The 12,018-nt window shown below is 70.3% G+C and carries 10 protein-coding genes; 6 read left to right on the forward strand and 4 right to left on the reverse strand.

The window, feature by feature from the left end; translation table 11 throughout:
• The first annotated feature begins 10 nt into the window (after positions 1-10).
• A complete protein-coding gene (locus tag ACFORO_RS06215; RefSeq protein WP_377867738.1) occupies positions 11-841 on the forward strand; it encodes a YwqG family protein in 831 nt (276 codons plus the stop codon).
• Here the strand turns inward: ACFORO_RS06215 and ACFORO_RS06220 are convergent.
• Positions 825-1,541: an RNase H family protein gene (locus tag ACFORO_RS06220; RefSeq protein WP_377867739.1), complete on the reverse strand. Its 717-nt coding sequence runs from the start codon at positions 1,539-1,541 to the stop codon at positions 825-827. The genes ACFORO_RS06215 and ACFORO_RS06220 overlap by 17 nt on opposite strands.
• A gap of 340 nt (positions 1,542-1,881) precedes the next feature.
• Here ACFORO_RS06220 and uvrA point away from each other — a divergent pair, with 340 nt between their 5' ends.
• Entirely contained in the window at positions 1,882-4,743 is a 2,862-nt protein-coding gene (uvrA, locus tag ACFORO_RS06225; protein WP_354744911.1) for an excinuclease ABC subunit UvrA, read from the forward strand.
• A 102-nt stretch (positions 4,744-4,845) separates the two neighbouring features.
• On the opposite strand, the gene ACFORO_RS06230 is transcribed toward uvrA, so the two are convergent.
• Positions 4,846-5,490: a fibronectin type III domain-containing protein gene (locus ACFORO_RS06230; RefSeq protein WP_377867740.1), complete on the reverse strand. Its 645-nt coding sequence runs from the start codon at positions 5,488-5,490 to the stop codon at positions 4,846-4,848.
• Positions 5,491-5,604: 114 nt separating this feature from the next.
• Here ACFORO_RS06230 and ACFORO_RS06235 point away from each other — a divergent pair, with 114 nt between their 5' ends.
• Positions 5,605-6,069: an SRPBCC family protein gene (locus tag ACFORO_RS06235; RefSeq protein ID WP_377867741.1), complete on the forward strand. Its 465-nt coding sequence runs from the start codon at positions 5,605-5,607 to the stop codon at positions 6,067-6,069.
• Between the two features lie 72 nt (positions 6,070-6,141).
• On the opposite strand, the gene ACFORO_RS06240 is transcribed toward ACFORO_RS06235, so the two are convergent.
• Positions 6,142-7,581: an MFS transporter gene (locus ACFORO_RS06240; RefSeq protein ID WP_377867742.1), complete on the reverse strand. Its 1,440-nt coding sequence runs from the start codon at positions 7,579-7,581 to the stop codon at positions 6,142-6,144.
• Between the two features lie 116 nt (positions 7,582-7,697).
• Here ACFORO_RS06240 and ACFORO_RS06245 point away from each other — a divergent pair, with 116 nt between their 5' ends.
• Complete coding sequence (locus ACFORO_RS06245) at positions 7,698-8,099, forward strand: winged helix-turn-helix transcriptional regulator (RefSeq protein WP_377867743.1); 402 nt, start codon at positions 7,698-7,700, stop codon at positions 8,097-8,099.
• Positions 8,100-8,199: 100 nt separating this feature from the next.
• Here the strand turns inward: ACFORO_RS06245 and ACFORO_RS06250 are convergent, their stop codons facing one another.
• Positions 8,200-9,552 (reverse strand): cation:dicarboxylate symporter family transporter, encoded by a 1,353-nt coding sequence (locus ACFORO_RS06250; protein ID WP_377867744.1) that lies wholly within the window; start codon positions 9,550-9,552, stop codon positions 8,200-8,202.
• Between the two features lie 164 nt (positions 9,553-9,716).
• Here ACFORO_RS06250 and ACFORO_RS06255 point away from each other — a divergent pair, with 164 nt between their 5' ends.
• Positions 9,717-11,321, forward strand: a complete 1,605-nt coding sequence (locus ACFORO_RS06255; protein WP_377867745.1) for an ATP-binding protein — start codon at positions 9,717-9,719, stop codon at positions 11,319-11,321.
• On the forward strand, positions 11,318-11,986 hold the full coding sequence (locus ACFORO_RS06260; RefSeq protein WP_354744925.1) for a response regulator: 669 nt from the start codon (positions 11,318-11,320) through the stop codon (positions 11,984-11,986). Before ACFORO_RS06255 ends, ACFORO_RS06260 begins: the two co-directional genes overlap by 4 nt.
• Positions 11,987-12,018: the final 32 nt, after the last annotated feature.

Genomic DNA, 12,018 nt, shown 5'->3' on the forward strand with positions numbered 1-12,018 from the left:
AGATCGTCGCATGACCTCTTGGATCGACCCGCTCGCCAAGCTGGCGCGCGAGAACCTGCCGCCGGACGTGGCCGAGGCGTGGGAGACGGTCTTCCGGCCCGCGGCGCGGCTGAACACCGCCGGGAGCGGCGTCCGCGTCGGCTGTCTCGGCGGCCATCCCGTGCTGCCCGCGGACGTGGAATGGCCGGTCTGGCGCGGCGAGTTGCCGATGAATTTCGTCGCCTCCGTGGACTGCGCGGCGCTGCCCAGGGGGCCCGGCGGGATCGAGCTGCCCGCTTCGGGTTCGTTGCTGTTCTTCTACTGCGACGACTGGTTCCAGGCCGAGGCCCCAGTCGATCTGACCGCACTCGGCGGGGTCGTGGTCGTGCCGGCCGACGCCGAGACCGCCGAACGGGCCGCGCCGGAGGGCGTCGACGTTTATCCGCGGCTGGAGGTGTCCGCGGAAATCACGGGTACTTTCCCGAACTCCGAGCAGGAGGTGCTGCGCCGCACGCTCGCTCGCGACGGGCTCCCGCTTTCCGATCCGGGCAACTGGTCCGAGGAGTTCTTCGACCGCCTCCGGGAGTCGACTGCCGCGCCGTACCACCAGATCGGCGGCTGCTCGTGGCCGATCCAGGGGCCGCCGGAGGACGAGGTCGCGGCGGCGGTCCTGCCGGACGACGCGGCGGAGGCTGACCTCGCTGACGAAGCGCTGCGCTGGGTTTTGCTCGCGCAGATCGACAGCGACGGCGACGCGGGCTTGACCTGGGGCGACGTCGGCGTGCTGTACTGGCTGATCCGCGAGGACGACCTCGCCGCGGGCCGGTTCGACCGGGTCCGGTGTGTCATGCAGAGCGGCTGAACCCTCCGCCGCGCCGATGCCGTTGCAGCCACTCCGGCGTGCAGCAGTGCTCGCACGGTGCGAGCTCGCCCGGGATCACCGAAGCCCAGGCGATCCGGACGATCTCGTGGGTGTCGCGGCCCATCCGCTCCTGCCGCTGCTGGCCCCTGCGCAGCCAGTAGCAGTCGGCGTCGTTGTGGTAGGCGCTGCCGCCCGCGGTGCGGTATCCGGTCGGCAGGACCCCTGCGTCGAGCTGACGGCAGTCGGCGCAGTAGGCCTTCGTCATGCCGTGCCGGCACTCGTCGTCTTCCGGGGGAGCGATCGGCCGTCCGGCGGGGCGCGCTTCCGTCGCGCGGTCGGCCAGTTCGGCGAGGAGGGCGCGGGCGTCCGGATCTTCCGCCGTGCGCCAGGTGATCTCGTGGCGGGCGGCACAGGTGCGGAGCCGGGAGAGGAGATCGTCGGACACCTGACCGTCGAGCGCGGTGCGCAGATACTCGCTGTCGCTGTAGAGGTGCACGCGGACCGGCCGTTTCAAGCTTTCGAGTGCTTCCAGCGCCGCCGTCACCGCCATCCGGCCGGCGGTCGTGTCCGCCGCCCCGCCCGTGAGGGATTTCTGATGCTCGCCGTACTTCAGCAGCGCGGACCAGCCGCCCGGTCCCGGGCTGTCGCTGCCTTTCCCCGCCGCGTAGATCCGCACTGCCCCGGTTTCGTCGCCTGCCACGCCCGGAACCTAGCGGCCGGGTCCGACAACTTCCGGAAAACCCGCCGGAACGCCCTGCCCCCGGCCGGTCCGGGAGGGCCGTGCACCGGGGCCGGGCAGCCTCCGCCGACCTGTATCGTGGAACCGGGCCAGCCCGCGCATCCGCTCTGCCGCGCGGGGCCTCCGACAGCGTCCGGCGACCCCGCCGCGGGCCGCTTCGCCCGGCCCCCGGAGAGCGGAAAAGCCCAGGCAGAACACGTGCGGTCCGGTTTTTGTCGGTGGTCGTCCCTACCCTGGGCACGTCCGTCGGCACCGGATCTCCCGGCGGGCCACCGAGCAGAACGATGGAAGGGACGAAGGCGTGGCTGATCGCCTCGTTGTTCGCGGAGCGCGCGAGCACAACCTCCGCGGCGTGGATCTCGATCTGCCCCGCGACAGCATGATCGTGTTCACCGGCCTGTCCGGGTCGGGCAAGTCGAGTCTTGCCTTCGACACGATCTTCGCCGAGGGGCAGCGGCGGTACGTGGAGTCGCTGTCGGCGTATGCCCGGCAGTTCCTCGGGCAGATGGACAAGCCGGACGTCGACTTCATCGAGGGCCTCTCGCCCGCGGTGTCGATCGACCAGAAGTCGACCTCGCGCAACCCGCGGTCGACCGTCGGCACCATCACCGAGGTCTACGACTACCTGCGACTGCTCTACGCCCGCGCCGGCAAGGCGCACTGCCCGAAGTGCGGCGAGGCGATCAGCAAGCAGACGCCGCAGCAGATCGTCGACCAGGTGCTGGAGATGCCCGAGGGCACCAAGTTCCAGGTGCTCGCGCCGGTCGTGCGCGGGCGCAAGGGCGAGTACCTCGACCTGTTCCAGAACCTGCAGCAGCAGGGCTACGCGCGCGTGGTCGTCGACGGCACGGTGCACCCGCTCACCGACCCGCCGAAGCTGAAGAAGCAGGAAAAGCACCAGATCGGCGTGGTGATCGACCGGCTCGCGGTCAAGACCAGCGCCCGGCAGCGGCTCACCGACTCGGTGGAAACGGCGCTGCGGCTGGCCGACGGCCTGATCGAACTCGACTTCGTCGACCTGGACGAGAACGACCCGCACCGCGTGCGCGGCTTCTCCGAGAACCTGGCCTGCCCCAACGGCCACCCGCTGGCGATCGAGGACCTCGAACCCCGGTCGTTCTCGTTCAACTCGCCCTACGGCGCGTGCCCCGAGTGCACCGGCATCGGCATCCGCAAGGAGGTCGACCCGGAACTGGTGGTGCCCGACGACGAGCTGTCGCTCGCCGAGGGGGCCATCGCGCCGTGGGCCGGCGGGCAGAGCGCCGACTACTTCCTGCGGCTGCTGGAATCGCTGTCGGAGGCGGTCGGGTTCCGCATGGACACGCCGTGGCGGCGGCTGCCCGCCCGCGTGCAGAAGGCGGTGCTGCACGGCGTCGACGAGCAGGTGCACGTCCGCTACCGCAACCGGTACGGCAGGCAGCGCTCGTACTACGCGGCCTTCGAGGGCGTCATCCCGTTCCTGGAGCGCCGCCTCGAGCAGACCGACTCGGAGTACATGCGCGAGCGGTACGAGGGCTACATGCGCGAGGTGCCGTGCCCGGCGTGTCAGGGCACCCGGCTCAAGCCGGAGATCCTCGCGGTCACGCTGGAGCACGCGACGCAGGGCGACCGGTCGATCGCCGAGGTCTGCGCGCTGTCCATCGCGGAGGCGTCGGAGTTCCTCGACCACCTGGTGCTCGGCAAGCGCGAGACGATGATCGCGGGCGCGGTGCTGAAGGAGATCCAGGCGCGGCTGCGCTTCCTGCTCGACGTCGGGCTCACCTACCTGTCCCTCGACCGCGCGTCCGGCACGCTGTCCGGCGGCGAGGCGCAGCGCATCCGGCTGGCGACGCAGATCGGCTCCGGACTGGTGGGCGTGCTGTATGTGCTGGACGAGCCGTCGATCGGCCTGCACCAGCGCGACAACCACCGGCTCATCGAGACGCTCACGCGGCTGCGCAACCTCGGCAACACGCTGATCGTGGTCGAGCACGACGAGGACACCATCCGGGCCAGCGACTGGGTGGTCGACATCGGCCCCGGCGCGGGCGAGCACGGCGGGCACATCGTGCACAGCGGCCCGTACAAGAAGATCCTGAAGAACAAGGAATCGATCACCGGCGCGTACCTGTCCGGGCGGCGCCAGATCGAGATCCCGGCGATCCGGCGGCCGGTCGACAAGAAGCGGCAGCTCACCGTGGTGGGCGCGCGCGAGCACAACCTGCGCGGCATCGACGTGTCGTTCCCGCTCGGCTGCCTCGTGTCGATCACCGGCGTGTCCGGGTCGGGCAAGTCGACGCTGGTCAACGACATCCTCGCGCAGGTGCTGGCGAACAAGCTCAACGGCGCGCGCCAGGTCCCGGGCCGGCACACCCGGGTCAACGGCCTCGCGAACGTCGACAAGCTGGTGCGCGTCGACCAGTCGCCGATCGGCCGCACGCCGCGCTCCAACGCGGCCACCTACACCGGCGTGTGGGACCACGTGCGCAAGCTGTTCGCCGCGACCACCGAGGCGAAGGTCCGCGGGTACCAGCAGGGCCGCTTCTCGTTCAACGTCAAGGGCGGGCGCTGCGAGGCGTGCGCGGGCGACGGCACGATCAAGATCGAGATGAACTTCCTGCCGGACGTCTACGTCCCGTGCGAGGTGTGCAAGGGCGCCCGGTACAACCGGGAAACGCTCGAGGTGCACTACAAGGGCAAGACGGTGTCCGACGTGCTGGACATGCCGATCGAGGAGGCGGCCGAGTTCTTCGAGCCGATCAAGGCGATCCACCGGCACCTGCAGACCCTCGTGGACGTCGGCCTCGGCTACGTCCGGCTCGGCCAGCCCGCACCGACCCTGTCCGGCGGCGAGGCCCAGCGCGTGAAGCTGGCGAGCGAACTGCAGAAGCGCTCCACCGGCAAGACGGTCTACATCCTCGACGAGCCGACCACCGGCCTGCACTTCGAGGACATCAGCAAGCTGATCGGCGTGATCAACGGCCTGGTGGACAAGGGCAACACGGTGATCGTGATCGAGCACAACCTCGACGTGATCAAGACGTCCGACTGGATCGTGGACATGGGCCCGGAAGGCGGTTCCGGCGGCGGAACGGTGATCGCCGAGGGCACGCCCGAGCAGGTCGCGGCCACCGAGGGAAGCTACACCGGCGAGTTCCTCGCGGAGGTGCTGAACCCGGCCTGACGCGCGGCTTGCCCGCACTCAGCCGCGTTCAACCCGCGATGCTTCGAGCCAAGAGCCGCCCGGTCCCCGTACCGGGCGGCTCTTTGGTGCGCGGGGCAGGGGTCAGTCCTTTCCGGTCGTGCGCTCGACGACGGGGGAGAGCGGGCCGTAGGACAGGGCGCGGATGCGGAACGCCGAGCCTTGCTCGCCGGGCAGGAGCGACAGCGCGCATTGCGTCGCGTTCGGATCGGTCACCTCGACCGGGGCGAAATCCGGCGTGCCTGGGCGGCGGATCTCCAGCAGGAAACCGGCTTCGTCGCTCGAGCGGTCGGTCCAGGCGAAGTGCAGGCTCTGGTCCGGCGCGGGGGTCGCGGTGAGGTTGGCCGGGGCGGACTGCGAGCCAGGGGTCGCCGGAGGAGTTGCGGTACCGGGCGCGGGAGCACCGCCCGCCGAAACGGTCGCCGATACCGGACCGGCGAAAGAACGGACTCGGTAGTAGAACGGCGTTTCCGGGATCAGGTTCGGGTGGGTGTAAGAAGTCTGGCCGGGCGGGAGGTACTGCAGCGCGGTCCATGGGCCGTCGGCGGCGTTGGCGTATTCGAGGAGGTAGCCCGCCGCGGCCGGGTCGGGCGGCCAGTGCAGGACGACGTTCGTCGGCGAGGTGAGGGTCGCGGTGAAAGCGGGCGCGGCCGGAGGCGCGGGGGCGCCGCAGCCGACTAGCGTCGCGGTCAGCAGCGCGGCCAGGGCGGTTCGGGCGGCTGATGGCACGGCAGGCCTCCTCGATGGTTCAGGCGGCGGCGTACCCAAGGGGTGGCCAGCCTAGGAAACGGTGGTCAAGATCGACAAGCACGCGTTCCGCTGACCGGGAGAGAGGGGCGGACTGTGGTCCTCGAGAAGAAGAGAGATGCCGAGTATTCGTTCCGGAGCGACTGGTGGCTGCCGACTCTCCCGGGACGGGTGTTCGACGCGATCGTCGACCTCGAGTCCTATCCGCGGTGGTGGCCGGACGTCCGATCAGTGCGCCAGGTCGACGACGACACCGCCCGGATCGTCTGCCGGTCGAGGTTGCCGTACCGGATTGTGGTCACCATGCACCGGGAGCAGCAGGACGCGGCGGGGCTGCGGGTGCGCGTCCGGCTGAGCGGCGACCTCGACGGGGTGCTCGCCGGGGCGATCCACGCCGAGGGCGAGGGTTCCCGGCTGGAGATCACGCAGCACGTTCAGGTGCGGAAACCGTTGCTGCGCAGGCTGGATGTGGTCGCCCGGCCGTTCTTTCGCGCCAATCACGCGTGGATGATGCGGCGGGGTCACCACGGACTGGCCAGGTACCTCGCGGCGACGGGGTGAGCGGCTTAGCGCCGCGGTCTCGTGAGCGGCGATCCCGGTGAGAACCGGGATCGCCGCTCACGACGCACCAGGTCAGGATGCGACCGGTTCGGCGGCGGTGTCCGCGGGAGCCGCAGCGGCCCGACGGCCGAGGATCACCGCGGCGAGGATCGCGGCGAGAGCGGTCAATCCGGCGCTGTAGCCGTACGCCACCCGGAATCCCGATGCCAGCGCCTCCTTCTCCGAAGCACCCCCACTCAGCATCTCGGCCGTCCGGGTCGCGGCGGCGGTGGCCAGCACGGCCGTCCCCACGGCGCCGCCGACCTGCTGGGTCGTGGTGATCAGGCCGGACGTCACGCCGGAGTCCTCCGGCGTCGCGGCGGACATCGCCAACCCCATCAGCGCCGGGATCGCCATTCCAGCCCCGGCTCCCATCAGGACCAGCGACGGCAGCACGTGCAACGCGTAGCCGCCAGAAGTCTGGACTTGGGTCAGGTACAGGAAGGCGACCGACGTCGTCAGCAGACCGGCGACCAGGACCGCGCGCGGGGAGAAGCGGGTGTTCAGCCAGTCGGCGAGACCGAGCGAGAAAGCGGCGATCATGACCGGCGTCGGGACGAAGGCGAAACCGGTGGCGAGGGCGTCGAAACCGAGGACCTGCTGCAGGTACAGCGCGGTGACGAACTGGAATCCGAGGAATCCGGCGACCATCACGACCATGGTCAGGTTGGCGCCGCTGATCGCGCGCACCCGGAGCAATCGCAGTGGCAGCAACGGAGTTCGCGTCCTGGCCTGGCGCAGGAGGAACAGCAGGAGCAGGATGACGGCGGAAACAAGCGTCGCGATCGTCAGGAACGTCCAGCCAGCGTCGCCGGCCTGCACAATGCCCAGCACCAACAGCATCACGCCAGCAGTGACCAGAAGTGCGCCCAGAACGTCGATGCCGGTGCGCAGGCCGAGGCCGCGGTCAGACGCGACGACCAACGGAGTCAAGACGAGCGCCGCGATGCCGATGGGCAGGTTGATGTAGAAGGTCCAATGCCAATCGAGGCCCTGAGTGAGCGCGCCGCCAGCCACCATGCCGATCGACGCACCCGCGGCTTGGGTGAAGCTGTACACGCCGATCGCGCGGACGCGGGCGCGTGGCTCGGGATAGAGCGTCACGATCATGCCCAAGACGACGGCTGACGTCAGAGCACCGCCGACGCCTTGGACAAACCGCGCGACCACCAGCGTGGTGGCGTTCGGCGAAAGGCCGGCGGCCAGCGAAGCGGCGGTGAAAACGACGAGGCCGACGAGGAACACCCGCCGCCGTCCGACCAGGTCGCCCAGGCGTCCCGACAGCAGGAGCAGGCCGCCGAACGCGACGAGGTAGGCGTTGACCACCCAGGCGAGCCCGGGCGCGCTGAACCCGAGGTCGGTCTGGATCACCGGCAGGGCGACCGCGACGATCGAGCTGTCGAGCACCACCATCAGCGAGGCGGCCGACAGCACGGCGAGCGCCGCGCCGCGATGCCGAGCGGTTTCGGGCATGACAAAGTCCTCCATAACCGGCACAGGGGAGAGTTTCCGCTGGTCGCAGCCAGGGCATCTCTTGTTACAGTGCCCATCATGTGTGACCATGGGGAAGTGCGGAAGGAGGCACTTTCATGTCCCAGGGGAACATCGCTGTGACCGACGAGGCCACGGACTTCGACCCGGCGAAATTCGCGGTGTGCACGGTGATGGAGGTCGTGAACCGGATCAGCGGGAAGTGGGTGATCGGCATCCTGCTGGAGGCGACGCGCGGCCCGGTGCGGTTCACCGAACTCGAACGCTCGGTGCAGAGGATCAGCCGCCGCATGCTCACGCTCACCCTGCGAAACCTGGAACGCGACGGCCTGCTGACGCGCACGGTCTACCCGACGGTGCCGCCGCGCGTCGAGTACGAGGCGACCGGGATGGCCCGCGAACTGTACGACTCGCTGTCCGGCCTGGTCGATTGGGCGGAGCGGCACCGCGAGGCGATCGCGGTTTCACGGCAGGGCTACGACGGCCGCACTGCTTGCTGACATGGAAAGGCGCCGCGGCCGCGCGCACGGGGGACGCGCACGGCCGCGGCGCCGAAACAGTCCGCGCCCGGAGGGAAGGGGCCCGGGCCCGGACTGGGTCTCAGGCGTTCGCCGGGACCGGTTCGGCCGGCTCGGCAGGCTTGTCGTCGAGCAGGGTGGCTTCGTCGAACGGTGCCTGGCCGGTGAACACCTGCTGCGAGCGTTCCCGGTCGAACTCCTTCATCCACGATCCGATGAGGACGGTCGCGACCGCGTTGCCGGCGAAGTTCGTCAGCGCGCGGGCTTCGGACATGAACCGGTCGATGCCGAGGATGAAGCCGACGCCGTCGACGAGCTCCGGGCGGTGCGACTGCAGGCCGCTGGCCAGGGTCGCGATGCCGGCGCCGCTGACGCCCGCCGCGCCCTTCGAGGCGATGATCATGAACAGCAGCAACGTGATCTGCTCGCCGAGCGCGAGCGGCTGGTCCTGCGCGGTGGCGATGAACAGCGTGGCCATCGTCAGGTAGATCGCGGTGCCGTCGAGGTTGAACGAGTACCCGGTGGGCACCGTGATGCCGACGACCGGCTTGCTGACCCCGAGGTGCTCCATCTTCGCGATCAGCCGCGGCAGCGCGGATTCCGAAGAGGACGTCGAGAGGATCAGCAGGAATTCGCGGCCGAGATAGCGCAGCAGGCTGAAGATGTTGACCCGCGCGCCGAGCCACAGCACCGCGCCGAGGACGCCGAACACGAACACCAGGCAGGTCAGGTAGAAGCCGAGCATGATCACCAGCAGGCTGCGCAGCGCGCCCCAGCCGGTCGCGCCGACCACCGCGGCGATCGCGCCGAACGCGCCCACCGGGGCGGCCCACATGATCATCGACAGGATGCGGAACACGAGCCGCTGGATGTGCTCGATGCCGCGCAGGATCGGCTCGCCGCGCTTGCCGAGCTTCTGCAGCGCGAACCCGGCCAGCAGCGCCACGAGCAGCGTCTGCAGCACCTGGCCCTCGGTGAACGCGGACACGAAGGTCTTCGGGATGATCCCGAGCAGGAAGTCGACCCCGCCCTCGCCCTTGGCCTGCTGGTGCACCTTCGACACGTCGGCCGGGTTGAGGTGCAGGCCGCTGCCCGGGTGCAGCAGGTTGCCGACGACGAGCCCGATCGCGAGCGCGAACGTCGACATCACGATGAAGTAGACCAGCGCGGTGATGCCGACCTTGCCGACCTTCGCCGCCTTGGCGACCGAGCCGATGCCCAGCACGATGGTGCAGAAGATGATCGGCGAGATCATCATCTTGATCAGGTTGACGAATCCGGTGCCCAGCGGGGCGAGGCTCTTGCCGACGGACGGCCAGAGCAGGCCGACCGCGACGCCGAGCACTACGGCGGCGATCACGGCCAGGTACAGGTAACGCGTGCGGTCGCGCTTGGGCGCAACCGCCGTGTGGGACTCGGGGGTCGGTGTCGGCACCGTTGCCTCCAGCTCGGGTGGGGGGAACGCGGGTCACTATGCGGGGCGGGTATGACCGGCGTCACCGTTGTGTTCATTGAGTTCGCGGCGGAAGTGTCCGGTGTGGACTTCCCGGCAGCGGCGCCGGAGTGCTGCCGGACCCGTGCGTGTGCTGGTATGAGCGGGTGCCCCCGACACCTCGGATCCGGACGAGCCGCTGGAGCCTGGCCCGTCAGCTGCTGGTGCTGCAGCTGGCGATCCTGCTCGTGCTCGTCTCCGGCGGCATCACTATCGCCTATCTCGACGCCCGGCGCACGACGACCGACCGGGCCGGGGAGCAGTCGCTCGCGGTGGCCCGTTCGATCGCCGACGCGCCGGACGTCGCGCGGGCAACGGCCACCGCCGACCCGACCGCGGAGCTGCAGCCGTACGCGCAACGGGTGCTCGCGGACACGCGCGTGGACTTCGTGACGATCATGTCGCCGCAGGGAATCCGTTACACGCACCCGAATCCGGCGTTGATCGGCCAGCGGTTCCTCGGGCACATCGAAGCGGCGCAACAGGGCGGTGTGGTGTCCGAGACCTACACCGGTTCGCTCGGCCCGTCGGTGCGCGTAGTGGTGCCGGTGTTCGACGCGAACCATCGCGTGGTCGCGCTCGTCGCGGTGGGCATCACGATCGCGGCGATCTCGGCGGAGGTGCAGGAGCGCGTCTGGCCGCTGCTCGGCGTCGCGGCGGCTGTATTGCTAGTGGGCGCCTGCGGGGGCTGGCTGGTGAGCGCGCGGCTGAAGCGGCAGACGCGCGGCATTGCCCCGGCCGAGCTGAGCAATCTCTTCGAATACCACGAAGCGGTACTGCATTCGGTCCGCGAGGGCGTGCTGCTGGTCGACCGCGACGGCCGGGTCGGGCTGTGCAACGACGGCGCCCGCACGCTCCTCGGGCTGACCGGCGACCCGGTCGGGCAGCCGCTCGCGGACCTGGGGTTGTCGCCCGAGCTGACGGCCGCGTTTACCGCGCCGGAGAACCGCACCGAGGAACTGCATCTGACCGACTCGCGGGTGCTTGTCGTGAGCACCACGCTCGTCAGCTCCGGCGGTCGCGCGCAGGGCACCGTCGTGATCCTGCGCGACCACACCGAACTTCAGACGCTCACCGGCGAGCTCACCACCGCGCGCAGCCTCGCCGAAGCGTTGCGGTCGCAGGCGCACGAGGCCGCGAACCGGCTGCACACGGTCGTGTCGCTGGTGGAACTCGGCCGTCCCGAGGACGCCGTCGAATTCGCGACCGCCGAACTCGCGCTCGCGCAGGAGCTCACCGACCGCGTGATGACCGCGGTCGCCGAACCGGTGCTGGCCGCGTTGCTGCTCGGCAAGGCCGCGGAGGCGAGCGAACGCGGTGTGGAACTCACCATCACGCCGGACACGATGATCGACGACCTCGGCCCCGGCGTCGCCGGACGGGACCTGGTGACGATCCTCGGCAACCTGATCGACAACGGAATCGACGCGGTGGTGCGGGAATCCGGCGCGCGCCCGGCGGTGGTGGTCACCGCACGGTCCGAAGAGGACGGTCTGCTGCTGCGCGTCGCGGACAACGGCCCGGGCGTGCCGGAGGACGCGGTGGGGGAGATGTTCCGCCGGGGCTGGTCGACGAAGGCGGGCGACGAGCACGGTCTCGGGCTGGCGCTGGTGGTGCAGGCGGTCCGGCGCTACGGCGGCGCCATCGACGTCGGACGGGACGGCGGCGCGGTGTTCACCGTACGGTTGCCGAGGCAGGAGGTGTCCTCGTGATCCGGGTGCTGGTGGTGGAAGACGAGCCGGTGGCGGCCGAGGCGCACCGGCTGTACGTCGAGCGGCTGTCCGGGTTCGCGGTCGCCGGGGTGGTGCATTCCGGCGGCGAGGCGCTGCGGTTCTGCGAACGCGAGCCCGTCGACCTGGTCCTGCTGGACTTCTACCTGCCGGACACACACGGCCTCGCCGTCTGCCGTTCGCTGCGTGCGGCGGGGCTGCCGATCGACGTCATCGCGGTGACGTCCGCGCGCGACCTCGCGCTGGTCAAGGCGGCGGTTTCGGTCGGGGTCGTGCAGTACCTGCTGAAGCCGTTCACCTTCGCCTCGCTGCGGGACAAGCTGGAGCGCTACGCGTCGTTCCGCGAGGCGTCCGGCGAGGTCACCGGGCAGGCGGAGATCGACCGCGCGCTCGGCACGCTGCGCACCACCGAGTCCGCGCCGCTGCCGAAGGGCATGAGCGCGGAGACGCTGGACGCGATCACCGACGCACTGGCCGGGGCTGGCGAAGGGCTTTCCGCCGGTGGCGCGGCGAGCGCGATCGGGGCGTCGCGGGTGACCGCGCGGCGGTATCTGGAGTACTTGGCGGACAACGGGCTGGCGCAGCGCGAACCGCGATACGGGCAGGTCGGGCGGCCGGAAGTCTGGTACCGGCTGAAGCCTGGCTGAGCGCTGACCGGCCCCGTCAGCGCTTCGTGCGC

The organism is Amycolatopsis halotolerans (assembly GCF_042647905.1).
Taxonomy (GTDB): Bacteria; Actinomycetota; Actinomycetes; order Mycobacteriales; family Pseudonocardiaceae; genus Amycolatopsis; species Amycolatopsis halotolerans.

What these genes read in the sequence shown, in the direction of transcription:
- ACFORO_RS06245 (WP_377867743.1), top strand. Translation starts at nt 7,698, where the DNA reads ATGTCCCAGGGGAACATCGCTGTGACCGACGAGGCCACGGACTTCGAC.
- ACFORO_RS06215 (WP_377867738.1), top strand. Translation starts at nt 11, where the DNA reads ATGACCTCTTGGATCGACCCGCTCGCCAAGCTGGCGCGCGAGAACCTG.
- ACFORO_RS06240 (WP_377867742.1), bottom strand. Translation starts at nt 7,581, where the DNA reads ATGCCCGAAACCGCTCGGCATCGCGGCGCGGCGCTCGCCGTGCTGTCG.